General features: G+C 65.0%; 28 protein-coding genes and 1 tRNA gene. 16 read left to right on the forward strand and 13 right to left on the reverse strand.

Annotation, left to right across the window (positions count from 1 at the left end):
- Positions 1-101: 101 nt before the first annotated feature.
- From BZG35_RS03460 to BZG35_RS03510, 11 genes are all read left to right on the forward strand, one after another.
- Positions 102-1,034 carry a hypothetical protein gene (locus tag BZG35_RS03460; protein ID WP_216351878.1) on the forward strand — a complete coding sequence of 311 codons (933 nt, stop codon included), beginning with the start codon at positions 102-104 and terminating at the stop codon, positions 1,032-1,034.
- Complete coding sequence (locus tag BZG35_RS03465; RefSeq protein ID WP_216351879.1) at positions 1,031-2,356, forward strand: AAA family ATPase; 1,326 nt, start codon at positions 1,031-1,033, stop codon at positions 2,354-2,356. The genes BZG35_RS03460 and BZG35_RS03465 overlap by 4 nt, the downstream gene beginning before the upstream one ends.
- Before the next feature lie 217 nt (positions 2,357-2,573).
- Positions 2,574-2,969, forward strand: a complete 396-nt coding sequence (locus tag BZG35_RS03470) for a hypothetical protein (protein ID WP_077354378.1) — start codon at positions 2,574-2,576, stop codon at positions 2,967-2,969.
- Between the two features lie 85 nt (positions 2,970-3,054).
- Positions 3,055-3,885 carry a hypothetical protein gene (locus tag BZG35_RS03475; RefSeq protein ID WP_077354379.1) on the forward strand — a complete coding sequence of 277 codons (831 nt, stop codon included), beginning with the start codon at positions 3,055-3,057 and terminating at the stop codon, positions 3,883-3,885.
- A complete protein-coding gene (locus tag BZG35_RS03480) occupies positions 3,882-4,172 on the forward strand; it encodes a hypothetical protein (RefSeq protein ID WP_077354380.1) in 291 nt (96 codons plus the stop codon). Before BZG35_RS03475 ends, BZG35_RS03480 begins: the two co-directional genes overlap by 4 nt.
- A gap of 504 nt (positions 4,173-4,676) precedes the next feature.
- Entirely contained in the window at positions 4,677-5,237 is a 561-nt protein-coding gene (locus tag BZG35_RS03485) for a hypothetical protein (RefSeq protein WP_150125911.1), read from the forward strand.
- 209 nt (positions 5,238-5,446) lie between these two features.
- Entirely contained in the window at positions 5,447-5,596 is a 150-nt protein-coding gene (locus BZG35_RS17830; RefSeq protein ID WP_171981865.1) for a hypothetical protein, read from the forward strand.
- Positions 5,593-5,820, forward strand: coding sequence for a hypothetical protein (locus tag BZG35_RS03495; protein ID WP_077354383.1), 228 nt, complete (start codon positions 5,593-5,595; stop codon positions 5,818-5,820). The genes BZG35_RS17830 and BZG35_RS03495 overlap by 4 nt, the downstream gene beginning before the upstream one ends.
- Positions 5,817-6,521: a hypothetical protein gene (locus BZG35_RS03500; protein WP_077354384.1), complete on the forward strand. Its 705-nt coding sequence runs from the start codon at positions 5,817-5,819 to the stop codon at positions 6,519-6,521. The genes BZG35_RS03495 and BZG35_RS03500 overlap by 4 nt, the downstream gene beginning before the upstream one ends.
- Complete coding sequence (locus BZG35_RS03505) at positions 6,518-8,953, forward strand: hypothetical protein (RefSeq protein WP_150125912.1); 2,436 nt, start codon at positions 6,518-6,520, stop codon at positions 8,951-8,953. The genes BZG35_RS03500 and BZG35_RS03505 overlap by 4 nt, the downstream gene beginning before the upstream one ends.
- Positions 8,953-9,210 (forward strand): hypothetical protein, encoded by a 258-nt coding sequence (locus tag BZG35_RS03510; protein WP_077354386.1) that lies wholly within the window; start codon positions 8,953-8,955, stop codon positions 9,208-9,210. The genes BZG35_RS03505 and BZG35_RS03510 overlap by 1 nt, the downstream gene beginning before the upstream one ends.
- 9 nt (positions 9,211-9,219) lie before the next feature.
- Here BZG35_RS03510 and BZG35_RS03515 read toward each other — a convergent pair whose 3' ends face one another.
- The 5 genes from BZG35_RS03515 to BZG35_RS03535 form a co-directional block, all read right to left on the reverse strand.
- The gene (locus BZG35_RS03515) at positions 9,220-9,525 is read right to left on the reverse strand and encodes a hypothetical protein (RefSeq protein WP_077354387.1); all 306 of its coding nucleotides are present in this window, start codon (positions 9,523-9,525) and stop codon (positions 9,220-9,222) included.
- A 5-nt stretch (positions 9,526-9,530) separates the two neighbouring features.
- Complete coding sequence (locus BZG35_RS17510) at positions 9,531-9,887, reverse strand: hypothetical protein (protein WP_150125913.1); 357 nt, start codon at positions 9,885-9,887, stop codon at positions 9,531-9,533.
- Positions 9,888-10,167: 280 nt separating this feature from the next.
- On the reverse strand, positions 10,168-10,890 hold the full coding sequence (locus tag BZG35_RS03525; RefSeq protein WP_077354389.1) for an SOS response-associated peptidase: 723 nt from the start codon (positions 10,888-10,890) through the stop codon (positions 10,168-10,170).
- A gap of 405 nt (positions 10,891-11,295) precedes the next feature.
- Positions 11,296-12,375: a transposase gene (locus BZG35_RS03530; protein WP_253189254.1), complete on the reverse strand. Its 1,080-nt coding sequence runs from the start codon at positions 12,373-12,375 to the stop codon at positions 11,296-11,298.
- Between the two features lie 282 nt (positions 12,376-12,657).
- Positions 12,658-13,125, reverse strand: a complete 468-nt coding sequence (locus BZG35_RS03535; RefSeq protein ID WP_077354391.1) for a MucR family transcriptional regulator — start codon at positions 13,123-13,125, stop codon at positions 12,658-12,660.
- 44 nt (positions 13,126-13,169) lie between these two features.
- Between BZG35_RS03535 and BZG35_RS03540 the strand changes: the two genes are divergently transcribed.
- A complete protein-coding gene (locus tag BZG35_RS03540) occupies positions 13,170-13,682 on the forward strand; it encodes a helix-turn-helix domain-containing protein (protein ID WP_077354392.1) in 513 nt (170 codons plus the stop codon).
- A 66-nt stretch (positions 13,683-13,748) separates the two neighbouring features.
- Here the strand turns inward: BZG35_RS03540 and BZG35_RS17515 are convergent, their stop codons facing one another.
- The 4 genes from BZG35_RS17515 to BZG35_RS03555 all read right to left on the reverse strand — a co-directional run bounded on the left by BZG35_RS17515 (position 13,749) and on the right by BZG35_RS03555 (position 15,383).
- Entirely contained in the window at positions 13,749-13,988 is a 240-nt protein-coding gene (locus BZG35_RS17515) for a hypothetical protein (RefSeq protein ID WP_150125914.1), read from the reverse strand.
- Positions 13,989-14,157: 169 nt separating this feature from the next.
- Complete coding sequence (locus BZG35_RS03545; protein WP_150125915.1) at positions 14,158-14,382, reverse strand: hypothetical protein; 225 nt, start codon at positions 14,380-14,382, stop codon at positions 14,158-14,160.
- A 150-nt stretch (positions 14,383-14,532) separates the two neighbouring features.
- Entirely contained in the window at positions 14,533-14,733 is a 201-nt protein-coding gene (locus BZG35_RS03550) for a hypothetical protein (RefSeq protein ID WP_077354394.1), read from the reverse strand.
- Between the two features lie 119 nt (positions 14,734-14,852).
- A complete protein-coding gene (locus tag BZG35_RS03555; RefSeq protein ID WP_077354395.1) occupies positions 14,853-15,383 on the reverse strand; it encodes a hypothetical protein in 531 nt (176 codons plus the stop codon).
- Between the two features lie 291 nt (positions 15,384-15,674).
- On the opposite strand from BZG35_RS03555, the gene BZG35_RS03565 reads away from it, so the two are divergent.
- The 3 genes from BZG35_RS03565 to BZG35_RS18295 are packed head-to-tail and all read left to right on the forward strand — an operon-like array spanning position 15,675 to position 16,449.
- Positions 15,675-15,992, forward strand: a complete 318-nt coding sequence (locus BZG35_RS03565) for a hypothetical protein (protein ID WP_077354397.1) — start codon at positions 15,675-15,677, stop codon at positions 15,990-15,992.
- Positions 15,989-16,324 carry a hypothetical protein gene (locus tag BZG35_RS03570; protein ID WP_077354398.1) on the forward strand — a complete coding sequence of 112 codons (336 nt, stop codon included), beginning with the start codon at positions 15,989-15,991 and terminating at the stop codon, positions 16,322-16,324. Before BZG35_RS03565 ends, BZG35_RS03570 begins: the two co-directional genes overlap by 4 nt.
- Positions 16,321-16,449: a hypothetical protein gene (locus BZG35_RS18295; protein ID WP_256364136.1), complete on the forward strand. Its 129-nt coding sequence runs from the start codon at positions 16,321-16,323 to the stop codon at positions 16,447-16,449. Before BZG35_RS03570 ends, BZG35_RS18295 begins: the two co-directional genes overlap by 4 nt.
- A gap of 1 nt (position 16,450) precedes the next feature.
- Here BZG35_RS18295 and BZG35_RS03575 read toward each other — a convergent pair whose 3' ends face one another.
- From BZG35_RS03575 to BZG35_RS03590, 4 genes are all read right to left on the reverse strand, one after another.
- Complete coding sequence (locus BZG35_RS03575) at positions 16,451-16,753, reverse strand: hypothetical protein (protein WP_150125917.1); 303 nt, start codon at positions 16,751-16,753, stop codon at positions 16,451-16,453.
- A gap of 56 nt (positions 16,754-16,809) precedes the next feature.
- Positions 16,810-16,886: transfer RNA gene (locus BZG35_RS03580), tRNA-Arg, on the reverse strand.
- 169 nt (positions 16,887-17,055) lie between these two features.
- Entirely contained in the window at positions 17,056-17,844 is a 789-nt protein-coding gene (locus BZG35_RS03585; RefSeq protein WP_077354400.1) for an SDR family oxidoreductase, read from the reverse strand.
- 1 nt (position 17,845) lies between these two features.
- A complete protein-coding gene (locus BZG35_RS03590) occupies positions 17,846-18,148 on the reverse strand; it encodes a 4a-hydroxytetrahydrobiopterin dehydratase (RefSeq protein ID WP_077354401.1) in 303 nt (100 codons plus the stop codon).
- A gap of 135 nt (positions 18,149-18,283) precedes the next feature.
- Between BZG35_RS03590 and BZG35_RS03595 the strand changes: the two genes are divergently transcribed.
- Positions 18,284-18,991, forward strand: a complete 708-nt coding sequence (locus BZG35_RS03595; protein WP_077354402.1) for a Crp/Fnr family transcriptional regulator — start codon at positions 18,284-18,286, stop codon at positions 18,989-18,991.
- The last annotated feature ends 42 nt before the right edge of the window (positions 18,992-19,033 follow it).

Below are 19,033 nucleotides of genomic sequence, written 5' to 3' on the forward strand. Positions count from 1 at the left end.
GAACGGGATGAAAGCTACTCGCGTCACGTGGGTCGCGCAAGACTTACGTTCCGCTCCATCTTCAACGACGACGGCCATTTCCAAGGGCTGGAGGTGGCGTCGTGACCGCCGCAGTCGAGATTACGTCTAGGCGTAAAAGTCCCGGGCGGGCCCGCGGCTACATCGCCGACTACAAGCCCCAGGCCGACACTCAGCGCCTGCTGGACGCCGTGGAGACCGTGCTCGACGAGTATCGGGAGCACTGGCCGCTGACGGTTCGTCAGATCTTTTATCGGCTGATCGGCGCGCACGACTACGAGAAGTCCGAAGGATTTTACCGGAAGCTCTGCCACCACCTGGTCAACGCTCGCCGAGGCGGCGTCGTCCCCTTCCACGCCATCCGCGACGACGGGGTGATGACGATCCGCATGGACCGCTATGCCGACGCCGACGCCTTCCTCGTCGATCAGCGCCGCCGCGCCGCTCGGTTCAAGCGCAACCTGATGGCCAGCCAGCCCTTCCACCTGGAAGTTTGGTGCGAAGCGAGCGGGATGATCCACCAGCTGGCCTCCGTTGCACATCAGTATTCAGTCGCCGTCTTCTCTTCGTCCGGCTTCGACTCGCTGACAGCGAAAAAGGCGATCGCCGATCGTATCTGCGACATCGGCAAGCCTGCCGTAATCCTGCACCTGGGGGACTATGACCCCTCCGGCGAAAGCATCTTTCGATCGGTTGCCGAGGACGTTGAAGCCTTCGTCCGAAAGGACCGGCCCAACTACCTGGTGAGGGCCGAGTTCCAGCGGGTGGCTCTCACTGAGGACCAAGTCATCCGCTATCGCCTGCCGACCGCGCTGGCCAAGGCCACGGACAGTCGGGCGAAGGCCTGGACCGGCGAAACGTGCCAGCTTGAAGCGCTGACCCCAGCCCAGATCGCGGACATTCTCGAGACCGCGATCAACGACCATTTGGACGAGGAACAGCTGATCCGCGACCAAGTAGCTGAGGAGCTTGAGCGCGAGGATCTGACCCGCCTGCTGATCGGTGTCGCCCAATGAGCCCCTACCCAGTGGCCAACGACCACCCGAAGGACCTGAACGACTGCGAGACAGACGCCGAGGTCGACGCATGGTGGGAGGCTCAGACCCGAGGGCTTCAGCCAGGAGTGCCGCCTAAGCCGCACGCCTCTGCGAACGAATGGGGCGTCAATCTGGACGGCACCATCCCCGACGCCCTCGACAGGCCCCTGAGCCACTTCGTCAGGCCCTTCGTCTGGCGAGACCCTGCCACCATGCCGCGCCGCCAGTGGGTCTACGGCAAGCAGCTGATCCGCAAGTTCGTGTCCGCCACTTTCGCCCCGGGCGGGGTGGGCAAATCTGCCTTGGTCCTGGCCGAGGCGATGGCGATGGCCAGCGGCAAGCCGGTCCTGGGCATCCGTCCGGTCCATCGTCTGAAGGTCGGCTACTGGAACGGCGAAGATCCTTTCGAGGAAACGGAACGCCGCGCCCTCGCCGCCTGTCTGCTGCATGACCTTGGCCCTGATGACCTCGACGGCTGGCTGCACCTGGGCAGTGGTCGAGAGGACGCGGTTGTCATCGCCGAACAGACCCGCGATGGCGCCACGATCTTGGCCCCGAACGTCGAGTCCATCCTAGACACCATCCGCTCGCTCCAGCTGGACGTCGTGATCCTCGATCCCTTCGTCTCGACCCACCAGGTCACCGAGAACGACAACAACGCGATCGATCTGGTGGCCAAGCGCTGGGGCAAGATCGCTGACGAGACGAACACCGCGATCTCGCTGGTCCACCACACCCGCAAGACCAATGGGGCCGAGACCACGGTCGAGGACGGCCGGGGTGCTGTGTCGCTCTTGAACGCCGCCCGCTCCGCCCGCGTCCTGAACGCCATGTCTAAGGAGGAGCGTGAGCGAGCCGGCGTCAAGCCGGGCGAAGCGTACTTCAGGGTCGAGAATGGAAAGACCAACCTGACCCCGCCGGCCGAGGGCGCGGACTGGTTTCAGGTGGCCAGCGTCGACCTGGACAACGGCGACACCTTCAATCCGTCCGACAACGTCGGTGCGGTCCGCAGATGGAAGTGGCCCGACGCCTTCGACGGGATCAAGGCGACCGATCTCCTGGCCGTGCAGCGGGCCATTGATGGCGGGCAGTGGCGCGAGAATGCCCAGGCTAACGAATGGGCGGGCAGGGCCGTGGCCGACACGCTGGGCCTCAACCTGGATGACCCTGCCGACAAGTCCAAGGTCAAGAGCCTCCTAGCAACATGGATCAAGACCGGAGCGCTGGTTCGGGTGACCATGAAGGACGAAGGGCGTCGAGATCGGCCGATGATTGAGGTCGGGAAATGGGCAGAGATCTGATGAAAGCGCCCCACCGCCCCACCTTGCCCCACCTCTCAAATAACCCGGTGGGGAAAGCCCAGTGCCCCACCGCCCCACCTGCCCCACCTCCTTTAGAGGGGGGCAGTGGTGGTGGTGGGGAATCACGCCGTCCGCTGCTGTTCCTCGAATGCCCCACCTCGTTCGTCGGCGGGGCCTGCTGCAGGTGCGCCAGCGTTGGCGCTCAAGGGGTGGAGCCATGACGAAGCGCAGCGTTGCGCGGGCAAGCTCCTCTACCGAGGATGTGACAGCCCCCGCGGCATTGAACGACAACGATCCCGACGCCGTGGTCTTGAGGTCTGAGATCCTGGACTTTGCCGGCCGGGCGGAAACGATGAGCCGAGCCGAGATGCTGGACGGCATCGTGCGGATCGGTTGGAGCCACGACCTCAATCGCGAGGTGATTGGGGCGCGGGCCATAGCTCAGGCCGTCTATGGCCGTTGCAATCAACAGGCGGTCGAGCGGGTCAAGAAGTTCGAAGAGCGCGGGATCTGCACCTTCAGGCGCTGGGATGGAGGGAAGACGATCTCCCTGCTGCTGGGCGAAATCATGGTGGTACGGATGGAGCTTCAGGCACGTGGTCGCCTGGATTGAGGGCAATCTTGTCCCCAGAACGTCCCCACGGTTGAGGGGCTCGGTCAGCCTGCCATCCTCACCTCAGATCAATCCTGAGGACTTCATGGCCGTCACCGACATCCTGAAACGCAATCCGACCGGTCTGGCCCGCGTCGCGCACGAGTCCGCCGCTCGCGCTCTGTCGAATGCCGAGGCGCGTCGATCCAAGGCTGCCGCGGATCTGGCCAATGCCGAGGCCGCTCAGGCCGACGCTGCGACCGGTGACGATGCCGCCGCAGCCGGAGCGCTTGAAGCCGCTACCCGCCGGGTGCGTGATGCCCGCGACCTGATCGCCGCCTTCGATGACCGGATCATCCCCGCGGCCCGCGCTGGTCTGGCCCTGGCAGAGAGCGGCTTGGACCAGGCCGAGAGGTTGGCCAACTGTGAAGCCGCCAAGGCCAAGCGGAAGGCCGCCGCTGCCCGCTTGACGCGGGACTATCCCGGCTTGGCCGCAAGCTATGCCGAGCTGGTTGCCATCGTCCAGGACGCCGACGATGCCATCGCCGCGGCAAACGCCAACCTGCCGGCCGGGCATGCCCCACTCGAAACGGTCGAGGCCATCGCCCGGGATATTCCTGCTGAGCCGGTGCGCGTCGTCTCCGACCGTGTCGAGCCGGTCTGGCACCACGCCAGCGGTGACCGGGTTAATGACCCCAGCCGGGTGCGTGACGGCATCTACCGCGGCCGAGAGGGCAGCCCGATCCAGTACGTCGACGCCGACCGCTGCCGGCAGATCCCCAAGCGTGTCGTCGTCAGCATCCCCGCCCGCCCGCCGGTGCATGCTGCCCGCCTGGCAGACACGCCGCTCCCGCCGCTCAAGCCCAGCGCCCCAGTCGATGCCGAGCCTGTCACTCAGCACCTCCCGGTCTCGGAAGCAGGGGAGGCCGCGGCATGATCAGCCCAGACCGTCGCTCTGCCGAGATCGCCAACGAGCGGGATGCCGAGCGCCTTCCCATCGATCACGTCGCCATGCGCAGGTCCGGCATCGTCGAGTGTGATGACGCCCGCGACCGGTTCGCCCTGGCCCTGGCTCTGGCCATCCACAAGCCGCTGAGCATCGGCACCGCCCGCATGGTCCTGGCCTCCGCTCCTAAAGGGATGACGCCTGACCAGTCCTACGCATGGGCCGGCCGCATCGTCGAAGCCGACAGCGACAGCCTGGGGGCCGTCTATGGGCACTAAGTCAGGCAGCGCGACCCATCAGCTGTCGGTGTTCAGCGATCAGCCGACGAGCGATGTCAGGTGCTCCGAGCACAGGCAGCGGTTCACCGAAGAGCGCACGCCACTCGCGGTCGATCTCAATGTCGGGGTCAATCTGGTTGGGGGTCAGGACAGGCATAGGGGACTGTGCTCCCCACATTGCGGCACGGGTGAGATGGTAACCACGATGCGCAGTGGGCCTGGACCCACCGGTCGTCTGCAATCGGCCCCTGTGCAGCCTCGCCAGCCTTCCGGGTCCTGGAAACCCACCCACCCCGCTATACGGGCAGCAGAGGCATGTACGTTTCCCAGCTATGCCTCCGAAAGTCGGTTGCCGGTTGCCGGTTGCCACGCATCCCGGTGGCCAATCGGCCTTCTGGCCAAGCGGCGCGGGCTTTGCTCGGTTGCCGACCGATCCTTGCTCAGGTTGCCGGTTGCCGCAGATAGGTTGCCGCTGAGGTTGCCGGTTGCGGGAGGTTGCCGCTCATGAGCGTGACCCTCGTATCCCGGCCCGCGTTCGCCAAGCAGCATGGGGTCAGCAAAGCCGCCGTTCAGAAATGGGAGAGCCGCGGCGCGGTCGTCGTGGTGGACGGCAAGATCAGCGTCGAGGCGTCAGACCGTCTGCTGATGCATGCTGGCCTCGGCCGCTTCTCCAACCGGGCACGCCGTCAGGCCGCCGATCGTGAGACGCGAGCCGCTCCGACGCCGGTTGCCGTTGACGAGCCCGCTGCTTGGGATGGCGAAGTCAAATCGTTGCCTTACGAGGCCCGCGTCCTGATCGCCTACGTCAACCGCATCGCGGCGCATGGCGGGCTGACCGCCTGGGAATGCGGGGCCGAGCTGGATGTCGCCCAGCGGATCGACGGCCTGTTCCGGTTCCTCGCGATGGATGCGACGGCCGAATTGCTGACCGACATGGGCACGGCCCCGCCCGACGGCTTCACCTGGGCTGATGCTCCGATCTGGGATGACGAACGCCTGGCCCAGATCGACTGGTCCGCCGTGGCCTCCAACGAACGGGAGGTGCCCCATGGCCTCGAAAGCTAAGGGCATCGCGGCCATCGCCGCCCGGTTGGGTGTGAGCAAGCGCTCAGCCCGCACGATCTTGGCCAGCGACTCATTCCCTGTCGGCCGGCGCGGGGAGTCCAACCTCGTCTCCGACCGGCACCTGCAGGCCTATCGCCACCAGCTCCAAGCCATCCCAGCCTGGGAAGGCGAAGGCGGCGCCCTCTACTCTCATTCAAGGATCCAGAACGATGACCACGCCTAAGCCCGCCCCCACCCCCGCCCTGCGCTATTCGCTCGTGGCTGCCATGGCTCGGCAGACCCAGGCGCCCGCGCCGGAGCGGAAAAGCTATAGCTTGGTCGACGCCATGCGCCGCCTGACTCAGGAGGGCGGCCAATGATCCGGGCCATGAGGATCGTCCGGCAGGCGGCTTTCGCGGCTGCAGCCGCCATCGTCGCTATGCCTGCGCTGGCCCATGCCGACCCGGTCATCACGCCGATTGTTGGAGCGCTGGTAAGCGCGGGGGTCAGCTCGGCCGTGGCAACGTTCGTCGTCACCACGGCCGTGAACGTAGGCATCTCCGCCTCTCGCGCACGGCTCTTCGGCAAGGGGGGGCAGTCGTGACCTCTACAATCGCTTATGTCACCGATGACGCGGCCTATCTGGCCACCGATGGCGGGATGTTCGCCGACGGCCAGACCCTCGCGCTTAAGCAGAAGGCAATCATCCTGGCGCATCAGGATGCCGTTGCAGCGGCCCGCGGGCCCGAAATGTTTGCCGGCTTGCTGGCTGTGGTCCTTGGTACGGTGCAGGGCGAGTTCGACGACCTTGCCGCAGCGTTCCCCAGGGCTGTCCAGCAGGCGCACACCGCCATGCTTGCGGCCATCGCAGCAGGGACCCCGGTGCCGGGCGACTCCACAATGGTGGATGCCCTCCTGATTGGCCTTTCGGAGCGAGAAGGCTTCATCGCCTATGCCGTCGCGAGCTACGACGATGATGGCGTGCCGGCCTTCACGGCTAAGCCTCTGCGCTCCAACAGCGCCTTGGCCTACGCGTCCCCGATGGATCAGGCCACGATCGATCGACTGGAGCGCGCGGGCACCGACGTCTGGGCCCCGACTGTCAACGTCGAGAAACATGCTCTGGCACTGATGCGCGAGCAACGGGCCTCCACTGACATTGTGGGCGGCTTCTGCCAGCTGACGACGGTCATCCGCTCGGGCGTGTTTTCGTCGATTCTTGAGCGGTGGCCGGACCCGGTGCCCGTCGTGCCACGCCTGCCGGCACCGCGTGCCGCGATGCAGTTTGCCGGAGCGCAGGCATGACCGACGCAACAGCAGGGCGCGGCGGCGTTGGCATTCGGCTTTTCGTTTCCGGTGGCGAAGTCGTCCGTCGCACTTTCGACCAGATCGGAGACTCCGGTCGCAAAATGTGGGCCGAGGTTGCGCTCGGCCAGAAGTCGGCCAACCCTGCGATCCGCGCTCTATCTCTTGGCGTTGGTGAAGCGAAGTCTGGCATTGAAGGTTTCGCTGGTCGGACCGGTTCCGCAGGCGTCGCCCTTGGCGCGTTTGGCGCGGCTGGGGTCGCGGCGACGGTTGTCCTGGCGGGGATAGTTGTCGGGCTCAACCAAGCCCGTGCAGCGATGTCGTTTGCCGACGAGATCGACGATGCGGCGAGCAAGCTGGCCATCGGCACGACCGCTCTTCAGCAGTACCGCTACGCCATGATTTCAGTGGGCGGGTCGGCCGAGGATGCCGACACCGCCATCCAGTCGTTTACGGAAAAACTGGGGGAGGCTCAGGCGGGCGGCCGGGCTCTCAGGTGGTTTGAGGCCCTCGGCTTCACCCGGGAACAGCTGCAAGGCTACGACACCGCAGAGGCCGCGCTGGGCGACGTCATCGACCGCCTCGCCGGGCTGAATAAGGAAACCGAGCGCCAGGCTGTGTCGAGCAAGATCGGCCTCGGATCGATGACGGCGCTCACCCGCGAAGGCCAGGCTGGGGTCGAGGCGCTGATGCAGGCGGCCCTGGATCTCGGCTACGTCATGGATTCGGAATTGGTCAAAAACGGAGCCGAGGCGAACCAGAAGTTCGAACAAATGGCGACGATCATCGATGTCCAGATGAAGTCGGCGTTTGTCACGTTAGCGCCCGTCATTCTGGAACTCGTCGGCTTGATGGCCGATCTCGCGACCGCGATAGCCGACGTCGCCGACTCGTGGAGAGGGCTGGAAAACCGGACGACGCGGGGCCTCAAGGCTCAGCGCGATGCGTTGCTTGACGAGAACACGCGACTGTTCAACCAGTATGGGGGCAATCTGCCCGACCGGCCAAGTGAGGCACCGCGAGTCGTCGGGTCCGCCGGAAGCGCTGCCGGTCCGGGCATGTCGCTGATGGCAGCGCAGAGCGCACCCAGCGTTCGAGACAGGTGGGACGCCAATATTCGGCAGCTAAACCGGATCAATGCACAGCTCGCGCAGAGAGAGGCCGAAGCAAGCGTTGAGCCGACAAACGGGGCTTTGCGAGACGCGCCTGACCGTGCCCGGACCGCTCGCCCACGGGCCGGCGGCCGATCCGCAGAACAGCGCCAGCGGGAACAGGAGCGTGCACTCGCGGACCTCCAACGCATGGAGGTAGACGCGCAGCGAGACGCTTTGCGCGAAAAATACGGGCCTGGCGGCTTCGAGGAAAACGCCACCGCGCTGGCGCTCGCGACCGTCCAGATTGAGCAGGAGGCGAACTGGGCCGCTATTCTGGCGCTGGAAGAGCGTTTGAAGATCAACGGCACCTTGAGCGAAGAGGCTCAGCTTCGCGTCGACGCCCTGAAGGCCGGCCACGACGAACTTGGGAAGGTGAAGGACACTGCCATCCTCCTGGAGGAGCGCCGCAAGCTCGCAGCCGATCGGCTGGCGGATGAGGTCGGTGCTGACAAGGCCGCCATCGATTTGCTATCGATCCAAGAGCAAATGGCCGGGACTGCTCGCGAGCGCTATGAGATCGGTCGCCGCATCCTCCTGGCCGAGCAGGAACTTGAGCGGAAGATCCTCAGCGCCAAGGTCAAGGAGGACGGCAACGTCACCGACTACGAGCGCAACGAACTCGATCGCCTGAAGCAGAGACAAGCCGCAGAGGGCTCGCTCTTCGACGCCAATGAACAGAACCGGTTGAGGGAAAACTTCCGCAGCTACGGCCGCGATATCGTTGACGCCATCGAAAGCGGCCGGATCGGCGAGACGATCGGCGACGAGATCAAAAACCGTCTTCTGGATGGCGCCCTCGATCAGCTGTTCACCATGATGAGCGGCGGCGGCGGGGCCGGCGGAAAATCCGGCGACAGCGGGTTCTGGGGAACGGTGCTTAGCGTCGGGGCCAGCCTGCTAACCGGCGGTAAGTCCGGAGGCCCGAGCATCGCTCAGAAGAAAAGCTTCTCCCGGGCTTCTGGCGGCCCTGTCCAGGACGGCGTTCACTACCGCATGGCCGAGCATGGCCCCGAGCTTCTCTTGCTGGGCAGCCAGGGCCAGGTGACCAATGCAGCTGCGACGGCACAGATGTTTCGCGACATCGGCCCTGGAACCGGCGGCAGCGGTTCCTCCAACGCCGCGCCGGTCGTAAACGCCACCTATTCGCCTAACATCGTCGTCAACGGGTCCGGGCCCGAGATCGACGCTCTGCGCCGAGAACTGGCCGCCGAGCGAGCAAACTTCAAAGCCAACGTGGTCGAGGCTGTCGCAGACGCCCAAAGCCGGAGGATCCTGTGATGCCCAGCCCGACACCCACAGCAGACTGGCAGGTGACCCCCAAGGTCCTGTCCACAACCGATGGCGTCGCGCTCGTCCGCATAGCGGTCCACAACTGCGGCGAGCGGCTCTTCCATTTCGGGCTCCAAATGGAATGGCCTGCGGGTGCAGAGGAGATCGACATGGAAGCCGGTGGCCTGGCCATCTTCGGCACCTCCATGAAAGCCTTGGCCGAGGAATGCCGGCTGGAGATGCTCACCCGTGTCCGGCAGACCTAGCCGGCCATCCTAGTGCACACGCTCGCTCGCCTCAGCGTTGGCTCTCAGCTGCATCGCTATGTCGGCAAACGTCATCTGCACCAACTCGTCGACCTCTTCTGCGGGCAGTTCCGGATAGGCGCTCGGTGCGACCTGCATAAAGGCCGAATGGAAGAGGTCCATGACCTGGTCATCGCTGAGGTCTGACCACTCAACCTTCCGCTCTTCCATACGCTGAGCCATGACCGCGCCGGCCAAGCGGAGGAGCATCCCCATCCGCCCCTGCAGCAGGTCCCAAAACGCTTCTAGGTCTTCGACAGTCGCGGCCTTCGCCATTTGGGTCAGCCCGGCGCTTTGCTTTCCGAAAGCGCGCGCATCACCTCATGGCAGAAGGCAGCGGACTGGCTTTGATCGGCGCGACCTCTTTGGTAGGCGGCTTCCAGATGGGCCTGCAGTGCGTTCGGGCTCTGACCTTGTTCTGGACCCAAGCCCTGGCGCACGCCGCGGATCTGCGCGGGAGACAGATGACGCTCACAGGAGCCGACGGTGGTGAAGATCCGAACCATGCCCTCGATCGCAGCTTGGGCATTGGCCTCATCTGCGGCGCGGGCGGCCGGGGCCTGGACGGGAGCTTGTGACGTTTCCACCGGTGCAGCCTGGATGACAGCTGCAAACAGCAGGGCTGAGACGAGCATCATAAGCACTCCGGTTCAACTAACGCTTGAAGGTGAACCGGCGGGCTTGCGAGGGCAAGCGGAGCCACAGCGACGGCCTCGGCAGCCTGACCTCGCAGGAAGTTGCGGTTCCGTGCGAGCCCAGGCTGCCGACCGCCGCACGGGGGCGTACGCCGGTCCTTCAATCTGACTTGCCTGCCGACGTTCGCCAAGCCCCAAGTCGCGCGGAATACCGACGGAAGCTGTGTCGGTTTATCTGACGGGGTTGGCTTCGGCCCGCTGCCGTGGCGGGGCCATTGGCATTTCAGGAGGAGCGTTCGGGAACAAATGTCGTCAGTGCCCCGTCAGGCAGCGCGCGCTGAAGCCCCTTCGCCTCATCCCAAGGCGCGCGCATCCAGACGTCGCGCTCCTCTTCAGTCGTCAGGATCACCGGCATGGCCTTGGGGTGTACCGCCCCGACCTCGGCGTTCGGCTCTGTCGTCAGGAAGGCAAACAGGTCGCAGGTCTCGACGCCTGTCTTGATCTTGCGAACGCAGGTGTGCGCCAGAACGTGGACGCCGGCGAAGAAGGCTACGGGCTCCGGATCCTCGCCGGCCAGCCGGAACCAGATCGGCTTGTAGCGTCCCTCCGCATCCCGGCCGGGCTCGCTGAAGGCGGTGAAGGGCACCAGGCATCGGTTGGCCGGGGACAGCCACGGCTTCCAGTGCGACGACGCGGTGTTGCGGACGTTCGTCGTGCCGCTGTCGGGCTCCAGCTCCAAGATCTTCGGGAAGTCGACCTCTTTCCCCTTGGCCCGCAGTTTGTCGGCCCTCTTCGTCGCGGCGTCGAACATTGCCTTCTTCGACGACGGCAGGCCCCAGCGGGACAGGACCAGCTCGCGCTGACCGTCTGCACCGTTGCGGACGATCGGGGCGGGATAGTCGGGGTAGATGTCGCGCGGCTCCAGATTGCCGACACCGCCGTTCATCGCCCTTGCCAGATCGAGGATGGCGGCCGGGCCTCTGCGGTAGCTGTAGAGGTTGCACATCGGGCAACTGCATCACGCCAGGCCTTTCATGTCGAGAAGCGGACGTGCCGAATGGCCGTTACGGGTGGTTTACGGACATTTCACCGACCGTCGCGATAGTCTCCCCATGGGGTTCTCTGACGAAGAGGTGAAGGCTGACCGCGCTGCACGCGCAAAGGCTGAGGCCGACCGGGACGCCAGACGTCGAAGCTCGCCACACATTGGCCCGACTGAAACCTGTCTCCACTGCCACAGACCGTTTCCCGCTCATGAAGCGACGAGCATCGATTATCCAATCTGCCCGACATGTCTTGATTGAACAGTCCAACAGCAGACCTTCTGGGCGTCTGCTACGGGTCGAGGCCGTGTGAAAACGTGCTGGGCTCCAGCGGGGCGGAAGTGGCGACGACGGGCGGAGCGCCTCCGTCAGGCCCTGATCGCTTCCATCAGGGGCTTGGTTCCGAGCACCGCCATCACCCGCTTCATGTTGTAGGCCAGGATGTGGAGGCTGATCTCGGTCTTCACGTTGGGGAGGCGTCGGGTCAGGAAGTGGGTGTGGCCCATCCAGGCCTTGATCGTGCCGAAGGGGTGTTCGACCAGCCGTCGTCGGGTGCGCATGGCGCGCGGGGCCAGGTCCATCCGGACCTGCAGCGCATCGATCACCGCCTCATGCTCCCAGCGGGTGACCCGACGCTCGATGCTGGGGGTGCACTGGCGCTTGAGCGAGCAGCCGGTGCAACTGGCCCGGTCCCAGTATCGGTGCAGGGTCATGCCCTTCTCGACGGTCGTCATGTGGCGCGGCAGCAGCGCCCCGGCCGGGCAGCGGTAGACGTCCCGATCGGGCAGGTAGACGAAGTCCTGCTTGCCGAAGCGACCCGCGGCCTTGGCGCCTGACGTCAGCGGCTTGGGCACATAGGGCGTCACGCCCAGGGTCTCGCAGGCGAGGATCTCCTCGCCGGAGAAGTAGCCCCGGTCGGCCAGCACATCGAGCGCCTCGACGCCCATGGCGTTCCTGGCCTTGCCCGCCATGGAGGCCAGTTGCTCCCGATCGCTCCCCGTCATCACGACCTCATGGGCCACGATCAGGTGATGCTCGCCTTCGACGGCGGACTGGACGTTGTAGCCGACGATGCCGCTGCCCCGGCCGGACGTGGCCATGGATCTGGCGTCGGGATCGGTCAGGGAGACCTGGCCGTCCGGCGAGGCCTCCACCTCGGCCTCCATGGCCTTGAGCATCGCCATCTGGGCGCGGAGCCGATCGATCTTCTCGACCAGCCGTCCGGACCGCGCCTCGGCGGCCTCGCCCTCGTGACGATCCGCCGTGTCCAGGTCCTGCAGATAGCCGGCGATGTGCTCGGCCACCTGTTCGATCCGCCGCTTGAGGTCCAACTCATCGACGAAGACGTCGACCACCCGGACCGGATTATCCTCGGCCACATAGTCGTCGAGACATTCGGGAAGCAGCGTCTGCTGCCGGCGATCGGCACCCTGAACGAAGCGGCTCATACCCACCTCCTGCTGACATCAGGACGATAGGCTAATTCGCTCGATCGGGAGGCGTTTTCACACGGCCTCGGTCGTGAGCGGTCATTCGATCTGCCGCCGAAAGTGGACCTCGCGGCTTCGAACGCACAACGGACCCGGGGACGGTCACCGATATCAATGGTCGGCTTGGCCTGTCGCGGAGGTTTCCGCTTCCAGAACAACGTCCAACGCATCCTGAATGCGTGCACCGCCGCGCGACAGTCGTCTACGTCGGCGGCGCATCGTTGCGGCTGCCTCTATGACCTACGCCTCGGCTTGACCTAGCTTGACCGCCGGACTCAGCGCGCTCCTTGGCTTTTTCGCGCCCTTCCCAAATCCCGTCGCCTTCGCCACGGCAGACCGCAAAGCAGCGTGTTCGGGATGAACCATCGGGAAGTCTGACGGAAGGCCGAACTTTTCTCGATAGGCCTGGGGTGTGTAGCCGGCTTTCGACAGGTGACGCTTGAGCGACTTGAACTTCCGTCCGTCGATCAGAGAGGTGACGCCCTCTGGGGTGATGAGTTTGCGTACTGCAGCGGCAGTGAGACGTTTGGTCGGGGCAGACGCTATATCGGGCTCGGTATTCGAGGCGTCTCCTAAAGCGCTCAGCGATTTGCGAACAGCGGCGACCAGCCCAGGAAGTTCGTCGGGAGACACCCGATTGTTGGCGACGAAGTTGGCTATGATGCCCGTCGTCATCGCCAAGATTGCGGAAGCGTCGTGGTCGGGCATGGAAGTCCTCGAAGGCGATTCGACAGGTTAAGCACCGATGATGCTTGGGCAAGAAGACTTTCACCGGCATTGCGCAGGACGTTCTGCCTTTGTGTGATCCATGCGGCATCTCGGTGCCGGGCAAGCCTGGCGATTTGATAGAGGCAGAAAAGATGCGCGGACCGCGGGCCGAAACATTTCAGGACGAGCTTGATCGCCTGGTTACGCGGGAGATCGCAGCGGCAGGGACAGACTATGGTCGCCTGGCTGCAATGGTTGGCCCGCTGTCCGCTTCCCTGTCCAGGGCCCTGCAGGCGTCGACTGAGGCATCGGCTGCGGCGGTTAGCGAGATGATCGAAAGGGCGAAGGCAGCATCCGAAACAGCCCTGCCGTTGATGCCGCCGCTCTTGCAGAACAAGATCGCCTATTCGGTCGATGAGTTCGCCAAGGTGCTCAGCCTCGGGAAATCCACCGTCTGGCGACTGATCAAGGACGGGGATGTGCGAGCCAAGAAAATCGGCGGCCGCACGCTCATTCCGGCCGATCAGGTCGACCGCGTGCTGAGCCGTCGCGAATGACTGGCTGTCCCATTCTGAATTGGTCTCGGTCGTGAAGCGGAGGCTGTTCTACGTCCAGGCGCGGCCTTATTGACACCGGTCCGCATTCGGAAAGGGTCGGCACGTTACGTCGTGCAGTGCGATCAGGCTCGGGAAAAACAGGGCGCAAAGAATACAGCCCACTGCCAGACCGACCGCCCAGCCAAGCCAGTTGCGACTGCTTCGAGCGGCGACATATGAACCGACGCCGCCGCTACCGCCTAACACGCCGCCACCAATCACCAAGTAGAGGATGTAAGCGCCGATCGCTGCCAGCCAGTCGTACACTCACTCCTCCTAGCCTCCGCCCACCCAGTGGTAGCGCTCGCTTTACGAGAGTCCAGTCGGATGACCGGGAGCCGTAAGGTGTGGCCATCATGGCCATAGGTGTCTGCCAACGGTCCCTGTCGATGGGAGCGCTCAAACGGCTCCCGCCGATGGTGGCCGTTTTCGCGGTTTAGTCTGGGGTGTTCTTGTCCGCAAGGCTGTCGAACACCCGCGTCAGCGAATCCCATGACCGCTTAGCAGCCGTGGCCGGGTTCCGTTCGTTCTCAACCAGGATGGTGATGAGGAAGGGCTGGACGATCTCGATCGGCTCGATGCGATAGGTAACGGTGGCGTGGCCCTCGAACGAAAACTCGATCGAGGCAATGCGGGCATCTACAGCCATTGGATTAGACATCGGTGTTTCTTTCGATCTATGGCTCAGGACGTTGGAAGCTGGAGTGGGTGGGCATTGCATAGCTGTGGCTGCCGGCTTTCCCTCAGCTTTGAGGAAAAGCCGAGGAGCCCTCAAAACGGAGGGAGCCACTTGGAGCCCCGCGGCGGGGCGTCAGAAGCCGATCTTCGCCCTTTCGCGTGGTCGGTGATCAATGGCCCAGGTCAGGGCATCGATCCGCGCCTTTAACTGAACCAGGTGCGTGACCTGGTCGACGTGGTACTCGGCCGCCGCTTCAGTCGCGGCTGGCCAAACCTCGGCCTCCAGCTGCTCGCGGAAGTCTCGCAGGCGCTGGGCTATTTCATCGTCCGGCATTGAGCTTCTCTTTCAGAATAGCGTGGATGGCGACGACCGGGCCTAGGTGCCTCGGATAGTTCAACGGCAGGCCTGGTAGCTGGAATCCTCGGAGCCTCCTCCGCCGCCGGCGGGCTAGGCTAGGCTAGATCCTTACCCAAACGGCGAAATTGGGAATGGATTAGCGCAGTGTCGGCTCGGCTTTTCGCCTCAGCCTCGTCAGAGGCAGTCGTCTGACTGCCATCGAGCTTCGGTTCGCTGTAGTACTCGACGGGCGCAAACTTCTTGTCGCATCGCGGACATTGAGCGGCCCTCGCGTTGCCGTCTCGCTTCAGCTCTACCTGATGATTTTCGCGGTCGAGGCACGATGGACAGACCGGATATCCGATCTTCACTCCGTCGCCTTTGTCCTTCCAAAGGTAGCCGTGCCGGCCTTCGACTAGGGTCGCCTTCTCCTTCTGCGCCTCGACCAGACGCGCGATTTCCCGGTCCCGTTCGGCGAGCGCCGCTGCGGCTTCGTGAAGCTGTCCTTTGGCGTCGTAAAGAGCGCCCATGAGATCGATGACCTGACCCTTCAGCGCAACTTGGTCGTAGGCCTTCTCGACGTTCTTCAGGGAACCGGCGATCTTGATCGCCATGTCCAGACTGGCAAGCCCAGCTGCGATGTCCACTAGCCGACCCCTTCAGCCGCCAGCGCCAGCGTCAGCAACTTTCTGATTGCCTCTGGGCGGCTCTCGTCTTTGCCGCGAGAGCCGATCCAACGATCTAACATGGCCAGTGCATCAGGCTGGAGCCGCACACCAATAAGCTGACCCTGACCGGTCGGCGCGGGCCCCCTTCGTTTCTTTGTTATCAGAGTATCTTTACCAGACATGGTTACCCTGTTATCAGAGTAGCGGACCGCCGGGAAGGTGAGATTTCCCGACGGCCCTAACCGCAACCGATCCTTAGGAGATCAGGTCATGGCTGAACACGCCTCTAGCATACCCACGCCCAAAATCCCGAGGCCTCACGCGACAGACGAACGGTTCGCCAAATGGTGGGCCGCCGCTCAGGCTTGCGACGCCCGCGCCGACGCCGCTGAGGCCGATGCTGAGGTCGCGGCCATCATGGGTGAGAAGCACCAGTATGAGGTCCACATCGCCGAACACGCCGCTGTCGGCCCCGGCGGCCTCTTGATCAAATCGCGGCTGCTGCTGCGGCTTCTGGAAACCGACCGAGACGTCTTCGCCGGCGGCCTGGCCGCTGAGATCGTCGGGCATCTGGAGGGCATGGCATGACCCTCTATTACGTCAACGCCCCGGTCACCGAGCATCCCAGCGTCGGCCGGGCCCGCCTCCGTCACAAGCTCGTGGCTGCCATTGATCGCATGATCATGGCGCTGGACTGGCTAGACGGCGACAGCGACCTCGAACCTTCCTTGTCGTTCGCCATGGCCGCCAATCAGGACATGGCCATCCGGACGGAGCCCCTCGGCCTGGAATGGGTCGACCTTGAAGACGAGTGCGAAGGGGAGGGCGAGGCCTGCGAGGACGAGGGTGCCGAGCATGACGGCCGGGAGCCCGATCAGGACGACGTCAGCAGCCCAGAGACCGGGGAGGGGCCGCAATGATCCCCGACAACCTGACTCCGGCTCAGGCAGAGGCGATCGATGATCTTCTGCACAACCTCGACCTCATCGGGGCCCGGCCCCTTCAGTGCGAGATCGACTGGACCCTGGCTCAGTGTCGAGGCTGAACTACCTCTTGCGGGTGGGCTGCTGGGCTTTCCTGGCAGCCCGTCGCGCTCTGGCCTGCTCCAGTTCCTCTCTGGCCGCATACTTCTCTTCGTGGATCCGTAGCTCGGTGTTCAGCACCTCATCCCATTCGTTCAGGGATGACGGCGCCAGAGCGGCTGGGTCACCGATCACAAGGCGAAACCCGCCCTCTCGCGGGAAGTCCACGGCGGCAATCGTCTTCCCCGCAGCCTCGACGGCTTCGATTGCCCGCCTCACTGACGCTTTGGTGAAGTTCGCAGCACGGCCTGCGGGCGTGGTGACCATGTGATGACCAGGGGTGCGGCCGAAGGCCGAAGCAGTGCGTAAGGTGTTGAAAAGGCTGGCGCACCCGAGAGGATTCGAACCTCTGACCCCTGCCTTCGGAGGGCAGTACTCTATCCAGCTGAGCTACGGGTGCATCGCCCTGGCCTTGCGGCCGGACGAAGGGCCTTACAGCAGGTCCGCGCGCGCCTCAATCCCGAAAGGTGGGCGAGATCGCCTCGCTCGACCGCGTCGCGAGCGATGGTGCCCTTGCGCCCCTGCGCTCAAGCAGCGCGCGACCGTGTCGCGTGCGCTAGCGCCCTTGGCTACTGCGCCAGCATGCCGCCGTCGATCTTGAACTCGGAGCCGGTGACGAACTTGCTCTCGTCCGACGCCAGGTAGAGCACGCACCAGGCCACGTCGTCGGGCTCGCCGATTCGCTTCAGGGGGATGCCCCGCGTCAGCCGTTCGTGGGCCTTGGCCTCGTCGCCGCCGGCCATGGCGATGAAGGGGTCCAGGATCGGCGTCTTAATGAAGACCGGGTGGACCGAGTTGCAGCGCACGTTCCAGTCCATCTTGGCGGCCTCCAGCGCGACGGTCTTGGTGTACATCCACACCGCCGCCTTGGTGGCGTTGTAAGCCCCCATGCCGGGGGCGGCGGCCAGGCCCGCCACCGAGGAGATGTTGACGATCGAGGCCGGGGCGGCGTCGCGCAGATGCGTCATCGCGTGCTTGCAGCCCAGCATGATCGACTCAACATTGATCGCCTGGACCCGGCGCCAGTTCTCCAGCGTGTCGGTCTCGACGAACTTCAGATCGCCGCCGATGCCGGCGTTGTTCACCAGGATGGACAGGGACCCCATGTCGGCGACGCCGGCGGCGATCACGTCGATCCAGACCGCTTCGTCGGTGACGTCGTGGGCATAGGCGAAGGCCGCGCCCGGCACCTCGGCGTTGATGGCGTCGGCCAGGGCCCGGACGCCGGCCAGATTGACGTCCGTCAGGGCGACCTTCGCGCCCTCGCGGGCCAGCATCCAGCCCATGGCCTGGCCCAGGCCCCCGGCCGCGCCGGTGATCAGGGCGGCCTTGCCGGCGACGCGTCCAGGTCTCGTCATCTCATTTCCCTCCCAGGGACAGGGCGGCCGCATCGATGAAGCCGGCCAGGGTCTGGTCGAGCTCGGTGACCCCGCCGGCGTCGTGGGTGGTCAGCACGACCTCGACGCGGTTGTAGACGTTCGACCACTCGGGATGGTGATCCATCGTCTCGGCCTTCAGCGCCACGCGGGTCATGAAGGCGAAGGCGGTGTTGAAGTCGGCGAACGTCAGCGATCGCGCGATGGCGGGACGGTCGCCGGGGGCAATGCTCCATCCGGACAGCGACCGGATGGCGTCGGCGGGGGAAACGGTGGGGCGGCTCATGGCCAAGGCCTAGCCCCGCTGTCGGACGCGGGCAAGATGACGCGAGGGAAGCGGATCCGTTCCCTGAACGACATAGGAACTCACGGTAACGCTTGGCGTTTCAAAGCGTCACGGTTCCGCGGGAAGGGTGTTTCGATGGACAATCTGTGGATCGCAGCGCTGAAGCCGGTCGACCGTAAACGCCTGGAACCCCATCTGCACGAAACCCAGTTCCGTCAGGGCGACCTGATCTATGACGTCGGCCAGGCGGTGGACGAGGTCTGGTTTCCCGTCGCCGGCGTCGTCAGCCTGATGACCGTGCTGCCCGAGGACCGGCTGGTGGAGACCGCCGCCATCGGCCGCGAAGGCCTGGTGGGGGTCACCTGCGGCCCGCTGAACGCCCGGGCCGCCAGCCGGGCCATCGCCCAGATCGCAGGGTCCGCCTTCTGCTGCCCGGCCGAGGTCTTTTCCGACGCCCTGGCGGAAAGCGAGTCGATGCGTGTCGCCTTGGCCAAATTCACCGAAGGCCTGTTCGCCCAGGTGCAGCAGACCGCCGCCTGCAACGCCCAGCACCGGCTGGATGAACGTCTGGCGCGCTGGCTGCTGACCCTGCACGACCGCGCCGATGCCGCCCGGTTCGACCTGACCCAGGCCGACATCGCCGGCATGCTGGGGGTGCGGCGGGCGACGGTGTCGGAGGTCGGCAGCGCGTTGGAGAACCGGAAACTGATCAAGCGCGGACGCGGCTGGGTCGAGGTGCTGGATCGGCCTGCGCTCGAGTCCGCCGCCTGCGGCTGCTATCATTCCATCCGTGGGGTCATGAAGGATCTGCGCCTGCCCCTGCCCAAGCCTCCCAAAGATTGAAGCCGCGACGCCGCAGCCCGGTGACGGGGCCCCTGCGTCGCG

Origin of the sequence: Brevundimonas sp. LM2, from assembly GCF_002002865.1 — a bacterium.
Lineage (GTDB): Bacteria > Pseudomonadota > Alphaproteobacteria > Caulobacterales > Caulobacteraceae > Brevundimonas.

Coding starts and splice junctions, on each gene's coding strand:
- BZG35_RS03575 (WP_150125917.1), bottom strand. CDS start 16,753: ATGGTCACCACGCCCGCAGGCCGTGCTGCGAACTTCACCAAAGCGTCA.
- BZG35_RS03585 (WP_077354400.1), bottom strand. CDS start 17,844: ATGACGAGACCTGGACGCGTCGCCGGCAAGGCCGCCCTGATCACCGGC.
- BZG35_RS03595 (WP_077354402.1), top strand. CDS start 18,284: ATGGACAATCTGTGGATCGCAGCGCTGAAGCCGGTCGACCGTAAACGC.
- BZG35_RS03470 (WP_077354378.1), top strand. CDS start 2,574: ATGACGAAGCGCAGCGTTGCGCGGGCAAGCTCCTCTACCGAGGATGTG.
- BZG35_RS03515 (WP_077354387.1), bottom strand. CDS start 9,525: ATGGCGAAGGCCGCGACTGTCGAAGACCTAGAAGCGTTTTGGGACCTG.
- BZG35_RS18295 (WP_256364136.1), top strand. CDS start 16,321: ATGATCCCCGACAACCTGACTCCGGCTCAGGCAGAGGCGATCGATGAT.
- BZG35_RS03465 (WP_216351879.1), top strand. CDS start 1,031: ATGAGCCCCTACCCAGTGGCCAACGACCACCCGAAGGACCTGAACGAC.
- BZG35_RS03510 (WP_077354386.1), top strand. CDS start 8,953: ATGCCCAGCCCGACACCCACAGCAGACTGGCAGGTGACCCCCAAGGTC.
- BZG35_RS03495 (WP_077354383.1), top strand. CDS start 5,593: ATGATCCGGGCCATGAGGATCGTCCGGCAGGCGGCTTTCGCGGCTGCA.
- BZG35_RS03535 (WP_077354391.1), bottom strand. CDS start 13,125: ATGCCCGACCACGACGCTTCCGCAATCTTGGCGATGACGACGGGCATC.
- BZG35_RS03480 (WP_077354380.1), top strand. CDS start 3,882: ATGATCAGCCCAGACCGTCGCTCTGCCGAGATCGCCAACGAGCGGGAT.
- BZG35_RS17830 (WP_171981865.1), top strand. CDS start 5,447: ATGACCACGCCTAAGCCCGCCCCCACCCCCGCCCTGCGCTATTCGCTC.
- BZG35_RS03570 (WP_077354398.1), top strand. CDS start 15,989: ATGACCCTCTATTACGTCAACGCCCCGGTCACCGAGCATCCCAGCGTC.
- BZG35_RS03550 (WP_077354394.1), bottom strand. CDS start 14,733: ATGCCGGACGATGAAATAGCCCAGCGCCTGCGAGACTTCCGCGAGCAG.
- BZG35_RS03505 (WP_150125912.1), top strand. CDS start 6,518: ATGACCGACGCAACAGCAGGGCGCGGCGGCGTTGGCATTCGGCTTTTC.
- BZG35_RS03530 (WP_253189254.1), bottom strand. CDS start 12,375: ATGAGCCGCTTCGTTCAGGGTGCCGATCGCCGGCAGCAGACGCTGCTT.
- BZG35_RS03565 (WP_077354397.1), top strand. CDS start 15,675: ATGGCTGAACACGCCTCTAGCATACCCACGCCCAAAATCCCGAGGCCT.
- BZG35_RS03475 (WP_077354379.1), top strand. CDS start 3,055: ATGGCCGTCACCGACATCCTGAAACGCAATCCGACCGGTCTGGCCCGC.
- BZG35_RS03590 (WP_077354401.1), bottom strand. CDS start 18,148: ATGAGCCGCCCCACCGTTTCCCCCGCCGACGCCATCCGGTCGCTGTCC.
- BZG35_RS03525 (WP_077354389.1), bottom strand. CDS start 10,890: ATGTGCAACCTCTACAGCTACCGCAGAGGCCCGGCCGCCATCCTCGAT.
- BZG35_RS03485 (WP_150125911.1), top strand. CDS start 4,677: ATGAGCGTGACCCTCGTATCCCGGCCCGCGTTCGCCAAGCAGCATGGG.
- BZG35_RS17510 (WP_150125913.1), bottom strand. CDS start 9,887: ATGATGCTCGTCTCAGCCCTGCTGTTTGCAGCTGTCATCCAGGCTGCA.
- BZG35_RS03545 (WP_150125915.1), bottom strand. CDS start 14,382: ATGTCTAATCCAATGGCTGTAGATGCCCGCATTGCCTCGATCGAGTTT.